This is a genomic window from Acidovorax sp. T1 (assembly GCF_002176815.1).
In the GTDB taxonomy this organism is placed as follows: Bacteria; Pseudomonadota; Gammaproteobacteria; order Burkholderiales; family Burkholderiaceae_C; genus Acidovorax.
The window spans coordinates 3,227,881-3,250,847 of sequence record NZ_CP021648.1; the positions used below are offsets into that span (position 1 = coordinate 3,227,881).

The 22,967-nt window shown below is 65.2% G+C and carries 19 protein-coding genes and 1 pseudogene; 2 read left to right on the forward strand and 18 right to left on the reverse strand.

What is annotated here, in order from left to right; all coding sequences use genetic code 11:
* Positions 1–271: 271 nt before the first annotated feature.
* On the forward strand, positions 272–1,117 hold the full coding sequence (locus CCX87_RS15060; RefSeq protein WP_087747531.1) for a MurR/RpiR family transcriptional regulator: 846 nt from the start codon (positions 272–274) through the stop codon (positions 1,115–1,117).
* A gap of 22 nt (positions 1,118–1,139) precedes the next feature.
* Here CCX87_RS15060 and CCX87_RS15065 read toward each other — a convergent pair whose 3' ends face one another.
* From CCX87_RS15065 to CCX87_RS15105, 9 genes are all read right to left on the reverse strand, one after another.
* On the reverse strand, positions 1,140–2,123 hold the full coding sequence (locus tag CCX87_RS15065) for a Bug family tripartite tricarboxylate transporter substrate binding protein (RefSeq protein WP_087747532.1): 984 nt from the start codon (positions 2,121–2,123) through the stop codon (positions 1,140–1,142).
* A gap of 94 nt (positions 2,124–2,217) precedes the next feature.
* Positions 2,218–3,150, reverse strand: coding sequence for an electron transfer flavoprotein subunit alpha/FixB family protein (locus tag CCX87_RS15070; RefSeq protein ID WP_087747533.1), 933 nt, complete (start codon positions 3,148–3,150; stop codon positions 2,218–2,220).
* 152 nt (positions 3,151–3,302) lie between these two features.
* Complete coding sequence (locus tag CCX87_RS15075) at positions 3,303–4,052, reverse strand: electron transfer flavoprotein subunit beta/FixA family protein (protein WP_087747534.1); 750 nt, start codon at positions 4,050–4,052, stop codon at positions 3,303–3,305.
* Positions 4,053–4,090: 38 nt separating this feature from the next.
* Positions 4,091–5,074, reverse strand: coding sequence for an NAD(P)H-dependent flavin oxidoreductase (locus CCX87_RS15080; protein ID WP_087747535.1), 984 nt, complete (start codon positions 5,072–5,074; stop codon positions 4,091–4,093).
* A 7-nt stretch (positions 5,075–5,081) separates the two neighbouring features.
* Positions 5,082–6,071 carry a Bug family tripartite tricarboxylate transporter substrate binding protein gene (locus tag CCX87_RS15085; RefSeq protein WP_087747536.1) on the reverse strand — a complete coding sequence of 330 codons (990 nt, stop codon included), beginning with the start codon at positions 6,069–6,071 and terminating at the stop codon, positions 5,082–5,084.
* A 76-nt stretch (positions 6,072–6,147) separates the two neighbouring features.
* Complete coding sequence (locus CCX87_RS15090) at positions 6,148–7,407, reverse strand: CaiB/BaiF CoA transferase family protein (RefSeq protein WP_087747537.1); 1,260 nt, start codon at positions 7,405–7,407, stop codon at positions 6,148–6,150.
* Positions 7,408–7,546: 139 nt separating this feature from the next.
* Complete coding sequence (locus CCX87_RS15095) at positions 7,547–8,680, reverse strand: acyl-CoA dehydrogenase family protein (protein WP_087747538.1); 1,134 nt, start codon at positions 8,678–8,680, stop codon at positions 7,547–7,549.
* Between the two features lie 10 nt (positions 8,681–8,690).
* Positions 8,691–9,899 carry an acyl-CoA dehydrogenase family protein gene (locus tag CCX87_RS15100; RefSeq protein WP_087747539.1) on the reverse strand — a complete coding sequence of 403 codons (1,209 nt, stop codon included), beginning with the start codon at positions 9,897–9,899 and terminating at the stop codon, positions 8,691–8,693.
* A gap of 83 nt (positions 9,900–9,982) precedes the next feature.
* The gene (locus CCX87_RS15105; protein WP_087747540.1) at positions 9,983–12,109 is read right to left on the reverse strand and encodes a 3-hydroxyacyl-CoA dehydrogenase NAD-binding domain-containing protein; all 2,127 of its coding nucleotides are present in this window, start codon (positions 12,107–12,109) and stop codon (positions 9,983–9,985) included.
* Positions 12,110–12,229: 120 nt separating this feature from the next.
* Between CCX87_RS15105 and CCX87_RS15110 the strand changes: the two genes are divergently transcribed.
* Complete coding sequence (locus CCX87_RS15110; RefSeq protein WP_087747541.1) at positions 12,230–13,153, forward strand: LysR family transcriptional regulator; 924 nt, start codon at positions 12,230–12,232, stop codon at positions 13,151–13,153.
* Between the two features lie 127 nt (positions 13,154–13,280).
* Here CCX87_RS15110 and CCX87_RS15115 read toward each other — a convergent pair whose 3' ends face one another.
* The 9 genes and pseudogenes from CCX87_RS15115 to CCX87_RS15155 all read right to left on the reverse strand — a co-directional run bounded on the left by CCX87_RS15115 (position 13,281) and on the right by CCX87_RS15155 (position 22,829).
* Positions 13,281–14,294 carry an ABC transporter ATP-binding protein gene (locus CCX87_RS15115; RefSeq protein ID WP_087747542.1) on the reverse strand — a complete coding sequence of 338 codons (1,014 nt, stop codon included), beginning with the start codon at positions 14,292–14,294 and terminating at the stop codon, positions 13,281–13,283.
* Positions 14,291–15,262 (reverse strand): ABC transporter ATP-binding protein, encoded by a 972-nt coding sequence (locus CCX87_RS15120; protein ID WP_087747543.1) that lies wholly within the window; start codon positions 15,260–15,262, stop codon positions 14,291–14,293. Before CCX87_RS15120 ends, CCX87_RS15115 begins: the two co-directional genes overlap by 4 nt.
* 113 nt (positions 15,263–15,375) lie before the next feature.
* Positions 15,376–15,921 (reverse strand): annotated as a pseudogene (locus CCX87_RS15125) (ABC transporter permease); the annotation flags it as partial.
* A 55-nt stretch (positions 15,922–15,976) separates the two neighbouring features.
* Positions 15,977–16,741 (reverse strand): IS21-like element helper ATPase IstB, encoded by a 765-nt coding sequence (gene istB / locus CCX87_RS15130; RefSeq protein WP_056269326.1) that lies wholly within the window; start codon positions 16,739–16,741, stop codon positions 15,977–15,979.
* Entirely contained in the window at positions 16,738–18,366 is a 1,629-nt protein-coding gene (gene istA, locus CCX87_RS15135) for an IS21 family transposase (RefSeq protein WP_087744503.1), read from the reverse strand. Before istA ends, istB begins: the two co-directional genes overlap by 4 nt.
* Positions 18,367–18,454: 88 nt before the next feature.
* Positions 18,455–18,892 carry a hypothetical protein gene (locus CCX87_RS15140; RefSeq protein WP_442857472.1) on the reverse strand — a complete coding sequence of 146 codons (438 nt, stop codon included), beginning with the start codon at positions 18,890–18,892 and terminating at the stop codon, positions 18,455–18,457.
* Positions 18,893–18,986: 94 nt separating this feature from the next.
* Positions 18,987–20,564, reverse strand: a complete 1,578-nt coding sequence (locus CCX87_RS15145; RefSeq protein ID WP_087747544.1) for an ABC transporter substrate-binding protein — start codon at positions 20,562–20,564, stop codon at positions 18,987–18,989.
* Between the two features lie 67 nt (positions 20,565–20,631).
* Positions 20,632–21,849: a M20 aminoacylase family protein gene (locus tag CCX87_RS15150; protein WP_087747545.1), complete on the reverse strand. Its 1,218-nt coding sequence runs from the start codon at positions 21,847–21,849 to the stop codon at positions 20,632–20,634.
* Positions 21,849–22,829: an ABC transporter permease gene (locus CCX87_RS15155; protein ID WP_087747546.1), complete on the reverse strand. Its 981-nt coding sequence runs from the start codon at positions 22,827–22,829 to the stop codon at positions 21,849–21,851. The genes CCX87_RS15150 and CCX87_RS15155 overlap by 1 nt, the downstream gene beginning before the upstream one ends.
* Positions 22,830–22,967: the final 138 nt, after the last annotated feature.

Sequence of the window (22,967 nt, forward strand, 5' to 3'; positions counted from 1 at the left end):
GGACAGTGGACAAGCAGGCCTGCCAGCACGATGGGTCTGGCCCTTGGATGTCTCCAGTACCGTTCAGGCTGAGCTGGTCGAAGCCCTTCGACAAGCCAGTCCCGGGCCAGCCGAACGGCTCGGGGCGAACGGTTCAACACTTATAGGGGCCGCGCCAATGTGACGAGGCATGCAACCCCCAAGTGTAGACGGCCCGTTACCGAGACGGCCCCGGGCATGAAACCGCGTTACATTGGCGCACCCTCGTTTCTGACTTTTCCGTGGATTTGACATGCTGGACCGCATCACCGCCTCCCTGCCTTCCCTGGCCCCCGCCGAGCAGCGCGTGGGCCGTCTGGTGCTGGAGGACGCACGCGCATTTGCCCGCCTTCCGGTGCGCGAGCTGGCCGCGCGCGCGCTGGTCAGCAAGCCCACCGTGGTGCGCTTTTGCCGCAGCATGGGCTACGACGGCCTGGCCGATTTCAAGCTCAAGCTCGCCGGCAGCGTGAGCGAAGGCGTGCCCTTCATTCACCGCAGCGTGGACGCCGACGACAAAACCGGCGATGTGCTGGTCAAGGTGGTGGACAACGCGGTGGCCGCCTTTTTGCAATACCGCAACGCCGCCAGCACGGTGGCCATCGAACGCGCCGCCGAGGCCATCACCAGCACCTGGAAAGCGGGCAAGCGCATCGAGTTTTATGGCGCGGGCAATTCCGGCTTCGTGGCGCAGGATGCGCAGCACAAGTTCTTTCGCCTGGGCGTGACATCCATCGCCACCAGCGACGGCCATATCCAGGTAATGAGCGCCACCCTGCTCGGCCCGGGCGACTGCGCGGTGATTATCTCCAACTCGGGCCGCACGCGCGACCTGATGGACGCGGCAGACATCGCGCGCAAGAACGGCGCCACCACCATTGCCATCACCGCCAGCGGCTCGCCCCTGGTAACCGCCTGCGCCATCCACCTGGCCGCCGACCACCCCGAGGGCTACGACCGCTACAGCCCCATGGTGTCGCGCCTGCTGCACCTGCTGGTGATTGACGTGCTGGCCACGTGCGTGGCGCTGCGCATCGGACCATCGCTGCAACCGGTGCTGCAGCAGATAAAGGACAACCTGCGCGCCAAGCGCTATACCTGACGCGCCGCCATCGCCTGGGCACTCAGTCCAGCTTCACCCCGGCATCGCTGATCACCTTGCCCCACTTCGTGGTCTCCGACGCAAGGAAAGCGTCGCAGGCCTCGGGCGTGGTGCCTTCGGCAAACGTGCCCATGGTTTCCAGCTTGGCGCGGGTTTCTTCGCTGTGGATGATCTGGTTCACTGCCTCCGACATGCGCTTGACGATGTCGCGCGGTGTGCCTGCCGGGGCAATCATGCTGGCCCAGGTGCTGCCCAGCATGCCGGGAATGCCCTGCTCCACGAAGGTCGGCACATCGGGCAGGATGGGCAGGCGCTTTTCGCTGGCCACACCGATGAGGTGGATGCGACCGGCCTTGGCGGGCTGGATCAGGTTGGGTGGCGGGTCGAGGAACAGCGGCACCTGGCCGCCCAGCAGATCGGCCAGCGCGGGCGACGCACCCCGGTACGGTATGTGGACCATGTAGGTCTTGGTCAGCGTCTTGAGCAACTCGCTGGTCAGGTGCGCCGCCGAGCCGCTGCCCGACGAGGCAAAGCTCACCTTGCCGGGGTTGGCCCTGGCGTAGGCCACCAGCTCCTTGGTGTTCTTGAACGGCGCATTGCCAGACACCGCCGCCACCAGGGGCGACACGCCCATCAATGAAACGCCCACCAGATCCTTGCGTGCGTTGTAGGGCAGCTTGGGGTAGAGCGTGGTGTTGGCCGTGAAGGCCGGAATCACGACACCAAAGGTGTGCCCGTCGGGCGCCGATTTGGCCACCGCATCGACACCGATGATGCTGTTGGCACCGGGCTTGTTGTCGATCACCACGGGCTGACCCAGCTGCTTTTGCAGGCCCACCTGCAGCAGGCGCGCCATCTGGTCGGTAAAGCCACCGGCCGTGTAGGGCACGATGATCTTGATCGGCTTGCTCGGCCAGGCCGTTTGCGCCAGCGATGGCAGGGCCACGCTGGCCAGTGCGGCGGTGCCGGCCTGCACCAGGGTGCGGCGGGAAAGTTTCACGCTCATGGGTTTTGTCTCCGTTCTGTTTCTAGATAAATGCTGACGCTAGCGCTTATGGGATAAGCGCTAGCAGCTATAATAATAATAGCATTTGCAGGCGTTACAGCGCCTTGACCAGTTCCGGCACGGCCGCAAACAGGTCCGCCTCCAGCCCATAGTCGGCCACGCTGAAGATCGGCGCCTCGGGGTCCTTGTTGATCGCCACGATCACCTTGGAGTCCTTCATGCCCGCCAGGTGCTGGATCGCACCCGAGATGCCCGCTGCGATGTACAGCTGCGGCGCCACGATCTTGCCGGTCTGGCCCACTTGCCAGTCGTTGGGCGCGTAGCCCGCGTCCACTGCAGCGCGGCTGGCGCCCAGAGCTGCACCGAGCTTGTCGGCCAGCGGGGTCATGACTTCGTCGAACTTTTCCTTGCTGCCCAGGGCGCGGCCGCCGGAGACGATGATCTTGGCGGCGGTGAGTTCGGGCCGGTCGCTCTTGGCGATTTCGCTGCCCATGAACTTGCTCTTGCCGTCGTCGGCCGTGGCAGCGGCGGTTTCCACTGGTGCGCTGCCTCCCGTGGCGGCGGCGGCGTCAAAGCCAGTGGTGCGCACGGTGATGATCTTGACGCTGTCTGCGCTTTGCACGGTGGCAATGGCGTTGCCGGCGTAGATGGGGCGCTCGAAGGTGTCTTGGCTCACCACTTTGGTGATGTCGCTGATCTGGGCCACGTCGAGCTTGGCGGCCACGCGGGGGGCCACGTTCTTGCCGCTGGCGGTGGCCGGGAACAGGATGTGGCTGTAGTTGGATGCGATGGCCAGTACTTGCGCGGCAACGTTTTCTGCCAGGCCGTGTTCCAGGCCGGGTGCGTCGGCGTGGATGACCTTGGCAACGCCGGTGATCTGGGCGGCTGCCTGTGCGGCGGCGGCTGCGTTGTGGCCGGCAACCAGCACGTGCACATCCCCACCACAGGCCACAGCGGCGGTGACGGTGTTCAGGGTTGCGCCCTTGATGGTGGCGTTGTCGTGTTCAGCAATAACGAGAGTTGTCATGACAGTCGTCTTTCTCTTGAATCTTGGAGGGTGTCGGCATCAACCGCGGTCTTCGATCAACCGGGGCCGATGCGCGGGACACCGAGGAAGGGCCGCGCCGCACCGAGGGTGTCGTCCCCCTTGGGGGGAAGGCGCGAAGCGACTCAGGGGGGTCAAATAACTTTTGCTTCGTTCTTGAGTTTGTCGACCAGGGCAGCGACGTCGGCCACCTTGATGCCGGCACCACGTTTGGCGGGCTCGGTCACCTTGAGGGTCTTCAGGCGCGGGGCCACGTCCACGCCAAGGTCTTCGGGCTTCATGGTGTCCAGCTGCTTTTTCTTGGCCTTCATGATGTTGGGCAAGGTGACGTAGCGGGGCTCGTTCAGGCGCAGGTCGGTGGTGATGACGGCAGGCAGGCTCAATGCCAGGGTTTCCAGGCCGCCGTCGACTTCGCGGGTGACGCTGACGCTGTCCGCCGAGAGTTCGACTTTGCTGGCGAACGTGGCCTGGGGCAGGTCGGCCAATGCGGCGAGCATCTGGCCGGTCTGGTTGGCGTCGTCGTCGATGGCTTGTTTGCCCAGAATCACGAGCGATGGCTGCTCCTTGTCGATCAGCGCCTTCAAGAGCTTGGCCACGGCCAGCGGCTGCAGGTCGGCGTCGGTTTCCACCAGGATGGCGCGGTCGGCGCCGATGGCCATGGCGGTGCGCAGGGTTTCCTGGCACTGGGCCACGCCGCAGCTGACGGCGATGACTTCGGTCACCAGGCCTTTTTCTTTCAGGCGCACGGCTTCTTCGACGGCGATTTCGTCAAAGGGGTTCATGCTCATCTTGACGTTGGCTGTGTCCACACCGCTGCCGTCCGATTTGACGCGGACTTTCACGTTGTAGTCCACCACGCGTTTGACAGGGACAAGAATTTTCATGGGATATCTTTCCTTGGGGGGTTCCAGAAATAAACGGGCTAGGCCGCCGGGCGCAGCAGCCCGGCCAGGCGTTCGCTGATGAGCGCATCGGCCTGGGCCATGATGGAGTCGATCAATTGCTGCACGGTGGGCACGTCGTGGATCAAGCCAGCCACCATGCCGCACGACCAGACGCCCGCCTCCATGTCGCCATCCTGCATGATGCGCGGATAGACACCCGCCACTTCGGGCGCAATGTCCGCGAAGGTGATGGCCGCGCCCAGTTCGCGCTCTTTTTGCAGCAGGCGCTCGGCGGCACCATTGGTCAGCACGCGCTCGGTGTTGCGCAGCGGGCGCATGACCAGGCGGGTGTCGAGCTCGCTGGCCGCCACGATGGCGCGCTTGACGTTGTCGTGCACGGGCGCCTCTTGTGTGGCAATGAAGCGTGTGCCCATGTTGATGCCCTCGGCGCCCAGCGCCAGCGCGGCCACCAGCGAGCGGCCATCGGCCATGCCGCCCGAGGCGACAAAGGGAATCTTCAACGCCTCTGCCGCACGCGGCAACAGGATGAAGTTGGGCACATCGTCCTCGCCCGGATGGCCACCGCATTCAAAGCCATCGACGCTGATGGCGTCGCAGCCAATGGCCTCGGCCTTGAGCGCGTGGCGCACCGAGGTGCACTTGTGGATGACCTTGATGCCCGCCTCCTTGAGCGCAGGCAGCCATTTTTGCGGGTTGTTGCCCGCTGTCTCGACCACTTTCACGCCGCCATCGATGATGGCTTTCACGTAGCCGGGGTAGTCGGGCGGGTTGACCGATGGCAAAAAGGTCAGGTTGACGCCGAAGGGCTTGTCGGTCATGGCGCGGCAGCGCGCAATCTCGCGCGCCAGCAGCTCGGGTGTGCGCTGCGTGAGGCCGGTGATGATCCCCAGGCCGCCCGCGTTGGAGACCGCCGCAGCCAGCTCGGCCAGGCCGACATGGTGCATGCCGCCCTGGATGATGGGGTGCACTATGCCAAACAGCTCGGTAATGCGTGTCTTCATGACGGCGTTACTCGGAGGCAATGCCCTTATCGCGGATCAGCTGGCCCCAGCGGGTGTAGTCCTGCTGCACGCGCTGGCCCAGCTGCGCCGGGGTCTGGAAATGGGCGATGGCACCGGCGTTCAGCAGCTTGTCCTGCACTTCCTTCTCGGCCAGGATCTGCTGCACCTCGTTTGCGATGCGATCGACCACCGCCTTGGGTGTGCCCAAAGGCGCCAGCAGGCCGCCCCACGACACGGCGTCGTAGCCCTTGATGCCCTGCTCGGCAATGGTCTTGACGTCGGGCAGCATGGTCACGCGCTGGGGCGAGCCCACGGCAATGGCGCGCAGCTTGCCGGCCTGGATGTGTGGCAACGCAGCCACCAGGTCGGCATACATCACGGGCACCTGGCCGCCGATGGTGTCGGTGATGGCCGGCACGCCGCCCTTGTAGGGCACATGCTGCATGTCAAAGCTGGCCATCTGCTTGAGCAGCTCCATGCTCAGGTGGCCAAAACTGCCCGCGCCCGAGCTGGTGTAGTTGAGCGGCGTCTTCTGCGCCTTGGCATGGGCGATGAGGCTCTTGAGGTCGGTCACATCGGGCAGCAGCCTGGGGTTGACCACCACCACGATGGGCAGGTCGTACACCGTGGCCACGGGGGTGAAATCTTTCACCGTGTCGTAGCCGGCCTTTTTGTACAGGTGCGGCGCCAGCAGCGTGGGCGTGGCCAGCATCATCAGCGTGTAGCCGTCGGCCGGGCTTTTGCTGACCTGGGCGGCAGCAATCGACCCCGAGGCACCCGCCTTGTTCTCGACGAGCACGGTCTGCTTGAGGCGCTCACCCAGCTTCTGGCCGACGATGCGCGAAGCCGTGTCAGTAGGGCCGCCCGCCGGAAAGGGCACGACCAGCTTGATCATCTTGTCAGGCCAGGCTGCCTGCTGCGCCATGGCGCTGCCGACCAGCAGCGGCGCAACAGCCAGGGCCAAGACGGTGCGTCGGCAAAAAGGTGAAAATTTCATGGCAGTCTCCGTTTTATATAAAAACAGGCTCTAGCGCTTATTCAGCAAGCGCCAATAGCTATCATTTTTGACATATTTAAGCCTGCGGCAGCGTCAGTACGCCCTTGTCACGCAGCGCCTGCAGCTCCTGCTCGGACAGTTGCAGCAGTTGCTGCAGCACCTCGCGGGTGCCCTCGCCCAGCGTGGGCGGCGCATTGCGAATCGGCAGGCGCTGGCCATCGAGCCGGTAGGGGGGCGCGAACACCTGCGTGGTGCCCGCCACCGGGTGGGGCATTTCTTGCAGCAGGCCGCCACGGCGGGTGCGCTCGCTGGTCAGGGCCTCGTGCAGGCCGGCCACCTTGCCGCAGGGGATGCCGGCGGTCGTCAGGCGCTGCAGCAGCACGTCGCGCGGAAAGCTGGCAATCAGCTCTTTCATCACCGGCAGCAGGGTCAGGCGGTTCTTGGCGCGCTCCACGTTGGTGGCGTAGCGCGGGTCTTCGACGATGTCGGGGCGCATCACCACCTGGCGGCAGAATTTGTCAAACTGGCTGTTGTTGCCCACGGCCACGATGAGCGGGCCGTCGGCGGCCTCGAACATGCCATAGGGGACGATGGAGGGATGGGCGTTGCCATAGCGCTGGGGGTCGTGCCCCAACAGCATGGCGTCGAGCCCGTAGTAGCCGGTGATCATGACGCCGCAGTCGTACAGCGCCATCTCGATCAGGCGCCCCTTGCCGGTGCGCGTGCGCTGAAACAGCGCGGCCAGCACGGCTTGGGCGGCGTACATGCCGGTCATCAGGTCCACCACGGCAACGCCGAACTTGAGCGGCGGCTGGTTCGCCTCGCCGTTCAGGGCCATCAGCCCGGCTTCGCCCTGGATCACCAGGTCATAGCCGGGGCGCTTGGCCTCGGGGCCCGAGGTGTCGTAGCCGGCCACGGCGCAATAAATCAGACCGGGCTGGAGCGCCTTGAGCTGCTCGTAGCCCAGGCCGAGTTTTTCGGCGCCGCCGGTCTTGAAGTTGTGGATGACCACGTCGCACTGCGGCAGCAGCTCGTGGATGATCTTGAGCCCTTCGGGCGTCTGCAGATCCACGGTGACGGACCGCTTGTTGCGGTTCATGCTGTTGTAGTAGGTGGTTTCGGTCTTGCCGATGCGCATGCCCCAGTCGCGCGTGTCGTCGCCGCGGCCAGGGTGCTCCACCTTGATGACCTCGGCGCCAAAGTCGGCCAGCACCTGGCCGCACAGCGGCCCGGCAAACACGCGCGAGAGGTCGAGCACGCGCACGCCTTCGAGCGGAAAGTCCATGCCGTCAGAGGCTGCCGGGGAAGTAGCTGTTGTTGTCGTTGTCGTGGTCATTTGTTGTTGTCTCCATGCCTGGGCTTTAGAACGTGTTCACGATCTTAGGCCCGCAGCTGGCTCAGGGGCTTGAAATTCGGTGGGCGTTTTACCAGCACCGCGCCACCCTGCCGCTGCAGCAGCGGGGTGGCGGCGGCGCTCAGGCCCGGCCCAGCGCCATGTAGCGCGCCAGGTGGTGGTCTTCGTCGCCCAGATCATGGTCCACCATCACCAGGCGCTTGGCGTAGTGCGACAGCGGCAGCTCCCAGGTCATGCCGATGCCGCCGTGCATCTGGATGCTTTCTTCCGACACCAGCGCGCCAATGCGGCCAATGGTGAACTTGGCCGCCGACAGCGCGCGCTCGCGCTCGGTGCGGTCGGCGCTGTCGATGGCGGCGGCGGCGTTGATGACCGCCGAGCGCGATTGCTCCACCTCCAGCAGCAGGTCGGCCATGCGGTGCTGCAGGGCCTGGAAACTGCCAATCGGAACGCCAAACTGCTTGCGCGTCTGCAGGTATTCAAGCGTGTCCTTCTTGGCCACTTCCATGGCGCCCAGGGCTTCGGCGCACAGCGCCAGCACGCCCCAGCCCACGGCGATCTCCAGCGTGGCCAAGCCCTGGCCTTCGGCGCCCAGCAGTGCATCCGCGCCCACCTGCACGTTATCGAGCGTGATTTCGGCCACGCGGCCACCGTCGATGCGGCCCATGCCCCGGCGCGCCACGCCGGGCGCATCGGTCGGCACCAGGAACAGCGAGATGCCGTCTTCACTGTCCACACCACCGGCCGTGCGCGCCGACACCAGCAACAGCTGGGCGTTGTCGCCCTGCACCACCACGGCCTTGGCGCCGTTGAGCTGCCAGCCATCGCCGCTGCGCACCGCACGGGTGCTGACGCGGGCGAGTTCGTAATGGCTGCCGGGCTCGTCGTGCGCCAGCGCGGCCACGGTGCTGCCGTCCATCAGGCTGGCAATGCGCTCTTTTTGCGCCGCCGTGCCCGCTGCGACCAGAGCGCGGCCCACCACCAGCGCGCCCAGAAAGGGCTCGACCACCAGGCCACGGCCCAAGGCTTCAAACACCACGGCCACGTCAAAGCCTGCGCCGCCAAAACCGCCTTCGGCTTCAGGGAACAGCGCGCCAATGGCGCCCAGCTCGGCAAACTGGCTCCACAGCGCGGGCTCCATGCCGACCTCGCCATAGGCGATGGCATTGCGGGTTTCAAAGCCGTACTGCTCGGCCACGAAACGGTTCAGGGTGTCCGCCAGCATGCGGCGGTCTTCGGTGTGTTCAAAATTCATGGGGTCAACCTCACAGTCCAAGAATCATCTTGGAGATGATGTTTTTCTGGATTTCATTGGAGCCGCCAAAAATCGACAGCTTGCGGTAGTTGAAATAGTTGGCCGCCGCCGTGGCCGCCTCGGCGGGCCCCACTGGCGCATCGGCATAGCCCTCGTACTGCGCCGCTTCAATGAAAGGCAGCGCATACGGCCCCACGGCGCGGCGGATCAGCGACAAAATTTCCTGGCGGATTTCGGTGCCACGGATCTTCAGCATCGAGCTTTCTGCGCCCGGCACACCACCACCGGCCACGGCCGCAATCACGCGCAGGTTGGTGGTCTTCATGTTTTCGAGGTCGATCTCGACCTGGGCCATGCGGGCGGCAAACTGCGGGTCCTGGTCCAGGGGCTTGCCGTTGCGCTGCACCTTGGCGGCGATGACCTTGAGCTTTTCCAGCGCCGCCACCGAGAAGCCCACGCCCGCAATGCCGGTGCGCTCGTAGGTCAGCAAAAACTTGGCGTAGGTCCAGCCCTTGTTTTCCTCGCCCACCAGGTTCTCGGCGGGCACGCGCACGTCGGTGAAGAACACCTCGTTGACCTCGCGGTCGCCGTCGAGCGTGCGGATGGGGCGCACCTCCACACCGGGGGTGTTCATGTCCACCAGCAAAAAGCTGATGCCCGCCTGCGGGCGCGCTTCGCGGTCGGTGCGCACCAAGCAGAAGATCATGTTGGCATGCTGGCCCTGCGTGGTCCAGGTCTTTTGGCCGTTGACGATGTAGTGGTCGCCTTCGGCATCGACGCCGCGCAGGGCCGTGGTCTTGACCGAGGCCAGGTCCGAGCCCGAGCCCGGCTCGGAGTAGCCCTGGCACCACCAGTCGGCACCGCTCAGGATGCGCGGCAGCCAGTGCGCCTTTTGCGCCGCGTTGCCGTACTTGATGAGCACCGGGCCCAGCATGTTGAGGCCAAACGGCACGATGCGCGGGCCACCGGCCAGGGCGCATTCGTTGTCAAAAATGAACTTCTGCACGGCGCCCCAGCCGGGGCCGCCGTATTGCACAGGCCAGTGGTTGGCCAGCCAGCCGCGCGCATTCAGGATGGCGTGCCATTCCTCCTGGTCTTCCTTGGTCAGGCGCTGGCCAGCCTTGACCTTGTTGGCAATGCGGGCGGGCAGTTTTTCTTGCAGAAAAGCCTGCACCTCGGCGCGGAAGGCTTGTTCTTCGGGGGTGAAATTCAGGTCCATGGGGTCTCGGGTCTTTCGGTCAATGGGGCCAGCAACAGCGCCGTGCGGCTTCGGCCGGCCGGTGCGCCGACCTCACGCAACGCTCAGGCGCTGTGGTTCAGGCTGTCAAAGTTTTTGTCTTGCCGCACCAGCTGGACCAGCAGCGGCGATGGCTTCCAGAACAGCGGGTCTTCTTTGGCAAACGCCTCGATGTCGGCCAGCAGCTGGGGCAGGCCGTACATGTCGGCCCACTTCATGGGGCCGCCGCGAAAGCGTGGAAAGCCGTAGCCAGAGATGAACGTCACGTCCACGTCCAGCGGGCGCAGCGCAATGCCTTCGTGCACCACGTTGGCGCCTTCGTTGGCCATGGCCGCCATGTAGCGGCGCATGATTTCATCGGCGGTGAACTGGCGCGGCGTGACGCCCTTTTTGGCACGCTCGGCATCGACGATGGCCAGCACTTCGGGATCAGGCTGGCCCACACGGGCGCCTTCGGGGTAAAGGTAAAAACCGCGCTGGGTTTTCTGGCCAAACCAGCCGCGCTCGCAGATGCGGTCGGCCACTTCCACATAGCGCGCTTTGGGGTCGCCCGGTTTGCGCGCTGCAGCACGGCGCTTGCGCGTGGCCCAGCCAATGTCGCCGCCGGCCAGGTCGGTCACCTGGAACGGGCCCATCGCAAAGCCAAAGCCGCGCACAGCCGCGTCGATGTCGTAGGGGCTGGCGCCGTCTTCCATGAGGTAGTCGGCGGCCTGCTTGTACACGGCCAGGATGCGGTTGCCGATGAAGCCGTCGCACACGCCGGCGCGCACCGGCACTTTTTTCAGCTTCTTGGCCAGCTCAAAGGCGGTGGCGACCACGTCGGCGCTGACCTTGGCGGGCACCACGATTTCCAGCAGCTTCATGATGTTGGCTGGGCTGAAGAAGTGCAGGCCAATCACGTCTTGCGGGCGACTGGTGGCGGCGGCGATGGCGTCGATGTCCAGGTACGAGGTGTTGGTGGCCAGCACGGCGCCGGGTTTGCACACGCGGTCGAGTTCCTTGAACACGGCCTTTTTCACTTCGAGGTCTTCGAACACGGCCTCGATCACCAGGTCCACATGGGCCAGGTCGTCGTACGAGGTGCTGCCGGTGTAGCGCGCCATGACGGCGGCCTTGGCCTCTTCGCTCATGCGGCCCTTGGCGACCAGGCCGTTGTAGACCTTTTCCACATTGGCGCGGCCGCGGGCGATGGACTCGGCGTCGCGCTCGACCATGGTCACGGGGTAGCCCGCGTCCAGCGCCGACACAGTGATGCCCGCGCCCATGGTGCCGCCACCAATGATGGCGATGGTGGCAAACGCGCGCGGCGCGGCGGCCTTGGCCTCGGGCACCTTGACCACTTCGCGCTCGGCAAAAAAGGCGTGGATCAGGCCCGCGCGCTGCGGGCTGTCCAGGCACTCGAGAAACAGCGCACGTTCGCGGGCCATGCCTTCGTCAAACGGCAGCTGAACGGCGGCCTGCACGCATTCGATAATCTTGAGCGGCGAGAACAGGCCGCGGGTTTTCTTGGCGGTCTCGGCCTTGAGCAATTCCAGGTCGGCCAGCGCTGCGACGGGGTCGGCAATGGCGATGTCGCGCGTGCGGCGCACGGGGGCTTTTTGGGCCAGCAGCTCGTTGATGTAGGCCAACCCAGCGGCCCGGGCGTCATCGCCCTCGACCAGCTTGTCCACCAGGCCGGCAGCCAGCGCCGCCTTGGCCGACAGATGCTTGCCGCTGAGCATCAGCTCGGTGGCGGCCTTCACGCCCATCAGGCGCGGCGCGCGCTGCGTGCCGCCGGAGCCGGGCAGCAGGCCCAGGGAGACTTCGGGAAGGCCCAGTTTGGCGGCGGGCAGCGCCAGGCGGTAGTGCGCCGACAGCGCCACTTCCAGGCCACCGCCCAGCGCGGCGCCATGCAGCACCGCGACCACGGGCTTGGTGCAGTCTTCGATGGCGCGGCACACCTCGGGCAGCGACGGCGGCATGGCAGGCTTGCCAAACTCGCGGATGTCGGCACCCGCAATAAAGGCCTTGCCTGCACCCACCAGCAGTATGCCGGCAACCGCGTCGTCGGCCTGTGCGGCGGCCATGGCAGCGGCCAGGCCTTGGCGCACGGCCACGCCCAGGGCATTGACGGGCGGGTTGTTGACGGTCACGACCAGGATGGCGCCCACGCGGGCGGTGGTGACAACGGAATCGAGGGTGGCTGCGCCCATGCGGGAGTCTCCTGGAGGATTGGAAAGAGCCGGTATTGTTGATGCGCCAAACAATCTTGACAATTACATTAACGATTGACAGACTGTCAAATAATTTTTGACGCACATCCTCCCTCTTCCATGGAACTCACCTCCCTGACCGTCCTGGTGGACATCCTGGACGCCGGCAACCTGAGCCAGGCCGCGCGCAACCTGAAGATGTCGCGCGCCAACGTGAGCTACCACCTCAACCAGCTCGAAAAATCGGTGGGCGTGCAACTGGTACGCCGCACCACGCGCCGGGTCGAACCCACCGAAGTGGGCCTGCGCCTGTACCAGCATGGCCGCGCCATCCAGAACGAAATGCTGGCCGCGCGCGAAACCATCGCCACGCTGGGCCAGGGCCTGCAAGGCCGCGTGGGCCTGAGCGTGCCCAGTGGCTACGGGCAGATGGTGATGTCTGATTGGCTGATCGACTTCAAGCGCCTGTACCCAGGCATCGTGCTCGATGTGCGCTTTGAGAACCGGGTGGACGACCTGATTCGCGACGAGGTGGACATCGCCATCCGCGTCATGCCCGAGCCCCCGCCCACGCTGGTGGCCCGCGATATGGGGGTGGTGCACTATGTCGCCTGCGCCTCGCGCGGCTATGCCCAGGCGCACGGCCTGCCCACCGGGCTGGAGGCGCTGCGCACCGCGCCGCTGATCACGGCCGGCGTGGTGGGGCGCCAGTTGCGCCTGCGCGCCTATCTGGGCGACGAACGCCAGGAAGTGACGCTGGAACCAACGCTGATTTCCGAGCACTTCCCGTTCCTGCGCCAGGGCATCCTGGCCGGGCTGGGCGTGGGGCTGGTGCCCGACTACGTGGTGCAGGACGCCGTGGCCAGCGGCGAGGTGCTGACCACCCTGGACGAATGGCGCCTGAGCATCTTCGGAACGCAAATGTTCATGCTCTACATGCCCGACCGCCACCAAACGCGGGCGGTGCGTACCTGCATCGAGTATTTGCTGGGCCGCGCCCTGCCCGCCACCGAAACTCCAGCGCCAAGCCTGCCGGCGCCGTGACCCGGCCTGCAGCGCTTGGTCACACCCGTCCCACTTCGCACCTTGCAGTTGAATATTTGCATCAAATAGGCTGAAAGCGCTTACCCAATAAGCGCGAATAGCTCCTTTTTCAGGAGCATTCAACCACTCAGATCCGCCCTTCCTCCACCGCGTGGCAGGCAATGCGGATGCCCCCCAGACTCAGCAAAGGCGGCCGATCGGTGCGGCAGCGCTCGTTCACATGCGGGCAGCGCGGGTTGAAGGCGCAGCCCGGCGGCGGGCTGAGCGGATTGGGCACCTCGCCCTGCACGGGGGTGCGCGCCTTGCCGGTGTCGTGCATCTTGGGGATGGCATCGAGCAGCATGCGCGTGTAGGGGTGGCGCGGCGTGTCAAACAGCGTGTGCTTGTCGGCCAGCTCCACCAGGCGGCCCAGGTACATCACGCCCACCTGGTCGCTCACATGGCGCACCACGGCCAGGTTGTGGCTGATGAACAGGTAGGTCAGGTGCCGCTCGCGCTGCAGGTCCTTCATGATGTTGAGCACCTGCGCCTGCACCGACACATCGAGCGCGCTGGTGGGCTCGTCGCACACCAGAAACTCCGGCTCGGTGGCCAGTGCGCGCGCAATCGAGATGCGCTGGCGCTGCCCACCCGAGAACTGGTGCGGGTACTTCACCATGTCGAGCGGCGACAGGCCCACCGATTGCAGCAGCTCGCCCACGCGGGCCTTGAGCTCGGCCTTGTCGGTGATCAGGCCATGCTCGCGCAGCGGCTCGCCCACGATGTCTTCCACCAGCCAGCGCGGGTTGAGGCTGGCATAGGGGTCCTGAAAAATCATCTGGATGCGCCGGCGCATGGCCTTGGCACTGCCACCCTTGAAGGCGGCATGCGCATCCTGCCCGTCAAAGGTGAGGCCGCCGCGCGTGGGCTCGTACAGGCCCACCAGCAGGCGCGCCACGGTGCTTTTGCCGCAGCCCGATTCGCCCACCAGGGCGAGCGTCTTGCCTTTTTCGATGTCGAAACTCACGCCATCCACGGCGTGCAGCAGCGTGCGCGGCTTGCGTTCGAGCACGCGGTTGAGCCAGGGGGCCGAGACATCGAAAGTCTTGGCGAGGTCATGCGCCTGCACCAGCGGGGTGCCGGAAGGTGTTGTTGTGCTCATGCCGCCACCTCCGCAGCGTGCAGCCAGCAGGCCGCGCGGGTGGCACCAGCGGGCAGCAGGTCGGGGCGCTCGACCGTGCAGCGGTCAAAGCGGCTGGGGCAGCGCGGGTTGAAGGCACAGCCCGCAGGAATGGCGTTCAGTCGGGGCATGGCTCCGTCAATCTGGTTCAGGCGCTCGCGGTCTTGCGCCATGTCGGGAATGGAGGCCATGAGGCCGACGGTATAGGGGTGCGCGGGGTGGTTGATGACCTCGTGCACCGGGCCGATTTCCACCACGCGCCCGGCATACAGCACTGCTACCCGGTCGCAGGTTTCTGCAATCACGCCCATGTCGTGGGTGATCAGCATCACGGCCGCGCCGCGCGATTTGCAGATGGTTTTGAGCAGCGTGATGATCTGCGCCTGGATCGACACATCCAGCGCCGTGGTGGGCTCGTCGGCCACGATGAGCTGCGGCTCGGCCGCCAGGGCCAGGGCAATCACCACGCGCTGGCGCATGCCGCCCGAGAACTGGTGCGGGTAGTGGTCCACGCGCTGCTCGGCCGCCGGAATGCCGGTGTCCTGCAGCAGCGCTATGGCGCGCCGCCGCGCTTCGGCAGCAGACACCGGCAGGTGCGCCAGGATGGTTTCGGTGAGCTGACGGCCCACGGTGTACAGAGGGTTCAGCGAGGTCAGCGGGTCCTGGAAGATCGCGCCGATGCGCCGGCCCCGGATAGGGCGCATCTGCGCATCGCTGAGGTTGTCGATGCGCTGGCCTTCCAGCAGGATCTCGCCCGAGGCCACGCGGCCGGGCGATTCCAGCAGGCCGATGATGGCAGCGCCCGTGAGCGATTTGCCGGCACCCGACTCCCCCACCACCCCCAGGATCTCGCCGGGGGCGATGGAAAACGAAATGTCGTCCAGGGCGCGCAGCGTGCCGCGGCGGTTCGGGAATTCGACGACGAGGTTTTTGACTTCAAGCAGGGACATATCAGCGATTCATTGCAAGGGCACGGCCCAGGCCAGAGGACGCCGTGGAACCGGCTTTGCCGGGCCAATGGCGGCGGCTCCCTGGGGGGATGGCGCGAAGCGACTCAGGGGGGTCATCTCAATCTCGGGTTCAGCGCATCGCGCAGCCAGTCGCCCAGCAGGTTCACCGACAGCGCAATCAGCACCAGCATGAGCCCCGGGAACACGGTGATCCACCACTCGCCCGAGAACAAATAATCGTTGCCCACGCGGATCAGCGTGCCCAGCGAGGGCGATGTGGGCGGTGCCCCCACCCCCAGAAACGACAGCGTGGCCTCGGTGATGATGGCCGTGGCCACCTGGATGGTGGCCAGCACCATCACCGGGCCCATCACATTGGGCAGCACATGCTTGCGCATGATGCGCAGCGGGGCCACGCCGGTCACGCGCGCGGCCTGCACATATTCCTTGTTACGCTCCACCAGCGTGGAGCCGCGCACCGTGCGCGCATATTGCACCCAGCCCGTGAGCGAGATGGAAAAGATCAGCACGCCAAAGGCCAGCGATTCGTGCGCATTGGGAAACAGCGCACGGCCCACGCCCGCGATCAGCAGGGCCACCAAAATGGCGGGAAACGACAGCATCACGTCGCACAGGCGCATCAGCACCCCCGATGGCCAGGTCAAATTCCCCCACCCTTGGCCACCCCAAATTCCCCCAGGCAGGACGGTCGGATTATGACGACTCGGGTGTGATGGCGATGCGTGCAGCGGCCTCCTTGAGGCGGTAGCTCTTGCCCTCGAACTCCAGCATCGCGCAGCGGTGCATGAGGCGATCCAGGATGGTGCTGGCCATGGTGGCGTCGCCGAGGTATTTGCCCCAGTCCTGCACCACGCGGTTGGACGTGATGAGAACAGCGCGGCGCAGCTTGTAGCGCTGGTGCACGATGGCCTGTAGGACTTCAGCGGCATGCTCGCTGATGCGTCTGGCCAGGAACAGGTCATCGAGGACGAGCAGGTCCGGCGCGACCCAGTCCTTGAGCAGCTCGGTGCGCTCTGCCGTAGTGGCCAGCGCGTAACGGGCGAACTCGGTGTCGGCTTCCAGGTAACGCACGTCATAGCCCTGCAGCGTGGCCTGGTAGGCCACGGCCTTGGCCACATGGCTCTTGCCGGTGCCCGGCTTGCCGATGATCAGCGCGTTGGCCCCCTCGCCGATGAACTTCAGGGTGTGCAACTCGAAGCAGGCGCTGCGCGGCAGCTTCGGGTTGAAACGCCAGTCGAAGTCAGCCAGCGAGGGGCGCTCATCCAGACCCGAGCGCTTGAAGCGGCGCTCGGTCAGGCGAGAGCGCCGGCGGTCCAGCTCGTCTTGCAGCATGGCGGCGAAGGTCTCCAGGAAAGGCTGCTGGGCGGCCTGGGCCTGCATCACGCGGGTGGACAGGGTCTCGGCGATGCCGGACAGGCGCAGCTCGCGCAGCGCGCGTTCGATCTCGATCATGTTCATGGCTGAACTCCCGGTGCGTTGGTGGTGTTGTTGGTGGTGGTGGTGGTGGTGGTGGTGGTGTTTGCCGTGGCGGCGGCGAGCGCGAAGAGATCGCTGTACTCCTCAGCGTCTCGGATGAGCTCATGCTGCTGCGTCAGCGCGTGGGCACCGGCGGCGGGTGCTTCGCCGCAGGTAGCCTCGATGGCCGCCATCGCCTGGGCAAAGAGGGCTTCGGTCAGCGCCAGCACGCGCTTGTAGCTGTAGACCCCTTGCTCCAGGGCCTGGGCGCAGGCGGCATTGATGCAGTGCGCCGGGTAACGGCGCATGAGTCCCACAATGCCCCAGAGCTTGCGCTGCCCGACACGACCCTCGATGGCAAAGAGCAGCTCACACAGCCGGCTGGCGTGCTCACCAATCTCGCCGGCCTGACGCAGGATCAGGCGGGTCTCGCGAGACGGATTGAACACCCGCTCCTCCATGGGCAGAATCACCGTGCCGGGACGCTCGGCCTTGGCGTGGGTGCGCAGCAAGGCACGGGTGTGCATGTCACGAATCTCGATGCGCTGGGCGTAGATGCGCACCAACACCTTGGAGCCGATGTTCGCCGGGCGAGCGGCGTAGCTGCTGTGATCCACCCGCACACAGCTGTCGTCGCAGACGGTGCGCACCGCCTCGTCGAAATACTGCATTCCCAGCACTGGCAGGGGTTTGAGGTGGCTGCGCTCTTCCTCGAACATGGCCTGCACCTGGCGTCGCTCGGTGCCGTGGATGCGCTTGGATGCCCAGCTCTTCTCCCAGTGCGCCAGGAACTCGTTCTGGGCCTCGATGGACTCAAAGCGCCGGCCCTTCAAGGCCGTGGCCTGGGTATGGCCGATGGCATGCTCCACCGTGCCCTTGCGGTTGGGGTCTCGCACCCGCGCCGGGTCGGCCACCACGCCGTAGTGCGCCAGGGCGGCGGCGTACACCGGGTTGAGATCGGGCTCGTACAGGTCGGGCTTGAGGACGCCTTCCTTCAGATTGTCCAGCACCACGTACTGGGGGCAGCCCCCGAAGTACCGCAGGGCCCGCTCGTGCAGCTCGGCCCAGATCTGCTGGCTGGACTTCCAGACCACGCACCGGAAACTGGCACGGGAATACCGCAAGGTGGCCACGAACAGGCGGGGCTTGCGGTACCGGTCGCTGCCGGGCACGCGGGTGGGCGCGCCCTCGCCGTAGTCCACCTGCATCTCCTCGCCGGGCAGGAAGGACAGGCGATCGAACTGCTCGGGCTCCTTGTGCCGCAACTTTGCACAGAAGCGTTTGACCGAGTTGTACTGGCCATCAAAGCCGTGCTGGTCGACCAGGTCCTGGTAGATGGCCGTGGCGTTTCGCTTCAGCCGCAGCTGGGCTTCGATGAACTCGCGCCAGGGTTCGCACAGGGAGGTGGCCACCGGCCCAGGAGCCGGTGGCCAGGGTGGGGGAATTTGACCTGCCGAGCCGGTGGCCACCCCGGGGGAATTTGACTGCAGTTGCTCCAGCCAGCGCTGGTGGTAGCTCCTGACCGTCTTGCGGTCGATGCCCGTGATGCGGGCGATCTCGCGTTGCGATGTGTTGCGCTCCAGCAGTGTCTCTATGGTGGCGCGTTGGTTGGACTTCAAGACATTCACTCCTTGGCCTTCCCTCGGGGAAGACTGGATCAATGTCCTGCCAACAGGTGCCGACGACGCCGGCGTTAAACCCCTATCCCCGATCAGTTCAGGTGGGGGAGTTTGAGGTGGCCATAGACGGGGGAATTTGGGTGGCCATCAGGGGCACCGCGTCAATCCAGCCGCCCCGAAAACCGGCCAGCAGACCCAGCGCCACGCCCACCACCACCGACAGCAGCACCGAGGCCAGCCCCACCACCAGCGAAATGCGGGCGCCGTAGATCAGGGCCGACAGAATGTCGCGCCCCTGGTCGTCGGTGCCCAGCAGGTATTTGCGCGAGCCCTCGGCACTCCATGCCGGGGGCAGCCGTGCATCGCTGAGTTCCAGCGTGGACAAATCGAACGGATTGTGCGGCGCCACCCAGCCCGCAAACAGCGAGCAGAACACACACACCACGGCAATCGCCGCCGCCACCATGGCCATGGGGGAGGTGCGAAAGCTGTAGCCAACATCGCTGTCAAGCCAGCGCGCAAGGGTTTTTTTCATCACAGGAACCAAAAAACAGGGAGCCAGGCCCGCCGCACCGGGCGGCCATTGCCTGGCTGCCCACGGGGCGATGGGCTTCTTGGTGGGCGGCAGATCAGTTCTTGCTCATCCACTTGAAGGGCATGTAGTTGTCGGCCAGTTGCACGAGCTTGACGTTCTTGCTCACGCCCCAAGCCAGGGCCTGCTGGTGCAGCGGCAGGTGCCCCACATCGGCGGCATGCAGGTCAAACGCCTCCTTGATCATGGCGTTGCGCCGGGCCTTGTCGGTCTCGGCCTGGATCTTTTTGGTCAGCTCGTTCACCTTGGGGTTGCAATAGGCACCGAGGTTGAACTGGCCCGCGCCCTTGTCGTCCACACAGGCCATCAGGGCATTGAGCGCGTTGTGTGCGTCGTAGGTCGAAGGCGTCCAGCCCAGCATGTAAAAGCTGGTGTCACGGCGCAAGATCTTGGGGAAATAGGTGCCCTTGGTTTCGGCCTGCAGGTTGATCTTGACGTTGATGCGCGCCAGGTTGGCCGCCACGGCCTGGCAGATGCGGCCATCGTTGACATAGCGGTCATTGGGGCAATTCATCGACACCTCGAAGCCGCTGGCATAGCCCGCTTCGGCCATGAGCTTCTTGGCGGCTTCCACGTCGTAGGGCAGGCGCTTGGCCTCGGGCTGAAACCCATTGATGCCCGGGCCCACCAGCAGCGCGGAGGGGTTGGAGGCGCCGCGCATCACCGTCTTTTTGATGCCGTCGATGTCGATCGCCTGGTAGAAGGCCTGGCGCACGCGCCTGTCCTTGAACGGGTTTTTGCCCTTCACGCTCGAATACAGCAGTTCGTCGCGCTTTTGGTCCATGCCCAGGAAGATGGTACGCAGTTCGGGGCCGGTGATGGCGCGGGTGTTGGCGCTGTTGTTCACGCGCTCGATGTCCTGCACCGGCACCGGCTCCATCACATCCACCTCGCCCGACAGCAGCGCCGCCACACGGGTGGCGTCGTTGCCAATCGGCGTGAAGATGACTTCGGCCACATTGCCTTCGATCTTGCCCCAATAAGTGCCATTGCGTGTGAACACCGTGCGCACGTTGGGCTGGCGCTCGCGCAGGCGGAATGGCCCCGTGCCGTTGGCCCGGAACGACGCGGCATTCTCGATGCCCTTGCGGCGGTCCACCGGCGTCAGGGCCTGGTTGGTCTCGCACCATTTCTTGCTCATCATGGCCACTTGCGAGATCACGTCCGGAAGAATCGGGAACGGCATCTTGGTCTCGATCTCCACCAAAAAGTCGTTGATCTTGCGCACTTCCCTGAAGTCGTTGGTGTAGCTCTTCATGTCCGAGCCGTCGGCCTGGGTGCGCGCAAAGCTGAACAGCACATCGTCTGCCGTGAACGGGGTGCCGTCATGAAATTGCACACCCCGGCGCAACTCGAACTGCCACACCGTGGGCGCGGTCTGCTTCCAGGCCGTGGCCAGCGCAGGCGCCAGGCTCAGGTCCTTGTTGCGCCCCACCAGCGGCTCGTACACATTGCCCGTGGTGCTCAGCTGCAGCGACTCGTTGAGCGAGTGCGGGTCCATCGAGAGCGCATCACCCTGGTTGGCGATCCGGATCGTCTGGGCATTTGCTACCAAATTGGTAGCTGCTAGCGCATACAGCACAAGCGCCAAGGCAGTATTCTTCTTAAATTTCATGCAAGTATCCTGGTGGATGGCGGAAACAAGAAATCAGTGGGCAAAACGGAATGCGAGAGGCAATCCATCAGGGCGTCTGCAGGGGCATGGCCTGCTCGATCAGGCTGGCGTGCAGTGCCGACCCCAGGGGCAGAACCTCGTCATTGAAGTCGTAGCGGCTGTTGTGCAGCGCACTGCCACTGGCGCCCGTGCCCTGCCCCAACCGCAGGTAGGCGCCGGGCTTGGTCTGCAGCATGAACGCAAAGTCTTCCGCACCCATGCTGGGCTCCAGGTCGCGCACCACATGGTCGGCGCCCACCAGTGACTCGGCCACGTCGGCCGCGAACAGGGCCTCGCTTTCGGTGTTGATGGTGGCGGGGTACATGCGCTCGTAATGCAGCGTGGCCGTGGCGCCAAACCCCAGGGCAATGGCGCTGCAAAGCTCTTTGAGGCGCTGCTCCACCATCTCCTGCACCGCCGGATCGAAGGTGCGCACCGTGCCCACTAGCGTGGCCGTGCCCGGCAACACGCTGAAAGCGCCCAGGTCACCCGCCTGGATGGCGCACAGGCTGACCACGGCGCTTTCAATGGGCCGCACGTTGCGCGAAACAATGCTCTGCGCCGCAGTAATGATGTGCGCCGCCACCAGCACTACGTCCACCGTCTGGTAGGCGTGGGCGCCATGGCCGCCGCGACCGGTGATCTCGATGGTGATGCGGTCGGCCGCGGCCATCATGGGCCCCGTGTTGATGCCCACGGTGCCCGGCTTCATGGCGGGCCAGTTGTGCATGGCAAAAACGGATTGCACCGGGAACCGGTCGAACAAGCCGTCTTCCATCATGACGCGGGCGCCGGCAAAGCCCTCTTCGCCGGGCTGGAAGATCAGCACGGCGGTGCCGTCAAAGTTGCGGGTTTCGGCCAGGTAGCGGGCGGCGCCCACCAGCATGGCGGTGTGGCCGTCGTGGCCGCAGCCATGCATGAGCCCCGGCTTGCTCGATTTCCAGGAAAAATCGTTGTGCTCGGTAATGGGCAGCGCGTCCATATCGGCCCGCAGGCCCACCATGGCGCCGCTTGACTGGCCACGGCCGCGCACCACCGCCACCAGGCCCGTGCGCCCGATGCCTTCGTGAATTTCGTCCACACCGCATAACTGCAGGGCTTCCTTCACGCGCCGGGCGGTGTACACCTCTTCAAAACCCAGCTCGGGGTGGGCGTGCAGGTCGCGCCGCAGCGCAGTCAGTTCGGGGTGGAATTGCGCAATGTGGGCAAAGGCGCGCCCGCCGGCTTTCCATCGTGGATTGAGCATCAGTGCCCTCCGGCATTGCCCACGCGCAGGCGCGGGTCGACCACAAAATACAGCAGATCCACCACCAGATTGATCACCACAAAAATCAGCGCAATCAGGCACAGGTAGGCCGCCATGACCGGAATGTCGGCAAACGTCACCGCCTGGATGAACAGCAGCCCCATGCCCGGCCACTGGAACACCGTCTCGGTGATGATGGCAAAGGCGATCAGCCCGCCCAGTTGCAGCCCGGTGATCGTCATCACCGGCACGAGCGTGTTCTTGAGCGCATGGCCAAAGTGAATGGCCCGGTTGGACAGGCCGCGTGCACGGGCAAACTTGATGTAGTCGGTGCGCAGCACCTCCAGCATCTCGGCGCGCACCAGGCGCATGATGAGCGTGAGCTGAAAGATCGCCAGCGTGACGGCCGGCAGCGTGATGTGGTGCCAGCCCTTGGCCGTGAGCAGCCCCGAAGTCCACCACCCGATCTGCACCACCTCGCCGCGGCCAAAGCTGGGGAACCAGCCCAGCACCACGGCAAACACCAGGATGAGAAGAATGCCGATCAGAAAGGTCGGCAGCGACACGCCCAGCAGCGACAAGGTCATGAAGGCCTGGCTGATGAAAGTGCCGCGCTTGAGCGCCGCATACACCCCCATGGGAACCCCCACCAGCAACGCCAGCGCCGCGGCCACCAGCGCCAGCTCCAGCGTGGCCGGGAAGCGCTCGGACATCAGACGCGACACCTTGGCCCCCTGGCGCAGGCTCAGGCCAAACTCGCCCTGCGCGGCGTTCAGCAAGAAGTGCCAGAACTGCACAAAAAAGGGCTTGTCGAGCCCCAGGTCGGCGCGCAAGCTGCGGATCTGTTCGGGGGTGGCGTCCTGCCCGAGCAAAAACACCACCGGGTCACCCACATACTGAAACAGCATGAAGGCGATAAAGGCCACAGTGATCATCACCATGACCGCCTGAATCAGGCGTCGCAAAATGAATGCAAGCATCGGTAAAGCATAAAATGAAGAACCATGCTAACAGGGAAGGTTCTGGCAACAAACGATGTTTTTCGGGTGCACCAGGACCTACAAATCCAGCGCAGCTAAACAACACCCATGCAGGAACCAGGCCAACCGCAGTCGACC

What these genes read in the sequence shown, in the direction of transcription:
- CCX87_RS15060 (WP_087747531.1), top strand. Translation starts at nt 272, where the DNA reads ATGCTGGACCGCATCACCGCCTCCCTGCCTTCCCTGGCCCCCGCCGAG.
- CCX87_RS15065 (WP_087747532.1), bottom strand. Translation starts at nt 2,123, where the DNA reads ATGAGCGTGAAACTTTCCCGCCGCACCCTGGTGCAGGCCGGCACCGCC.
- CCX87_RS15070 (WP_087747533.1), bottom strand. Translation starts at nt 3,150, where the DNA reads ATGACAACTCTCGTTATTGCTGAACACGACAACGCCACCATCAAGGGC.
- CCX87_RS15075 (WP_087747534.1), bottom strand. Translation starts at nt 4,052, where the DNA reads ATGAAAATTCTTGTCCCTGTCAAACGCGTGGTGGACTACAACGTGAAA.
- CCX87_RS15080 (WP_087747535.1), bottom strand. Translation starts at nt 5,074, where the DNA reads ATGAAGACACGCATTACCGAGCTGTTTGGCATAGTGCACCCCATCATC.
- CCX87_RS15085 (WP_087747536.1), bottom strand. Translation starts at nt 6,071, where the DNA reads ATGAAATTTTCACCTTTTTGCCGACGCACCGTCTTGGCCCTGGCTGTT.
- CCX87_RS15090 (WP_087747537.1), bottom strand. Translation starts at nt 7,407, where the DNA reads ATGACCACGACAACGACAACAACAGCTACTTCCCCGGCAGCCTCTGAC.
- CCX87_RS15095 (WP_087747538.1), bottom strand. Translation starts at nt 8,680, where the DNA reads ATGAATTTTGAACACACCGAAGACCGCCGCATGCTGGCGGACACCCTG.
- CCX87_RS15100 (WP_087747539.1), bottom strand. Translation starts at nt 9,899, where the DNA reads ATGGACCTGAATTTCACCCCCGAAGAACAAGCCTTCCGCGCCGAGGTG.
- CCX87_RS15105 (WP_087747540.1), bottom strand. Translation starts at nt 12,109, where the DNA reads ATGGGCGCAGCCACCCTCGATTCCGTTGTCACCACCGCCCGCGTGGGC.
- CCX87_RS15110 (WP_087747541.1), top strand. Translation starts at nt 12,230, where the DNA reads ATGGAACTCACCTCCCTGACCGTCCTGGTGGACATCCTGGACGCCGGC.
- CCX87_RS15115 (WP_087747542.1), bottom strand. Translation starts at nt 14,294, where the DNA reads ATGAGCACAACAACACCTTCCGGCACCCCGCTGGTGCAGGCGCATGAC.
- CCX87_RS15120 (WP_087747543.1), bottom strand. Translation starts at nt 15,262, where the DNA reads ATGTCCCTGCTTGAAGTCAAAAACCTCGTCGTCGAATTCCCGAACCGC.
- istB (WP_056269326.1), bottom strand. Translation starts at nt 16,741, where the DNA reads ATGAACATGATCGAGATCGAACGCGCGCTGCGCGAGCTGCGCCTGTCC.
- CCX87_RS15140 (WP_442857472.1), bottom strand. Translation starts at nt 18,892, where the DNA reads ATGAAAAAAACCCTTGCGCGCTGGCTTGACAGCGATGTTGGCTACAGC.
- CCX87_RS15145 (WP_087747544.1), bottom strand. Translation starts at nt 20,564, where the DNA reads ATGAAATTTAAGAAGAATACTGCCTTGGCGCTTGTGCTGTATGCGCTA.
- CCX87_RS15150 (WP_087747545.1), bottom strand. Translation starts at nt 21,849, where the DNA reads ATGCTCAATCCACGATGGAAAGCCGGCGGGCGCGCCTTTGCCCACATT.
- CCX87_RS15155 (WP_087747546.1), bottom strand. Translation starts at nt 22,829, where the DNA reads ATGCTTGCATTCATTTTGCGACGCCTGATTCAGGCGGTCATGGTGATG.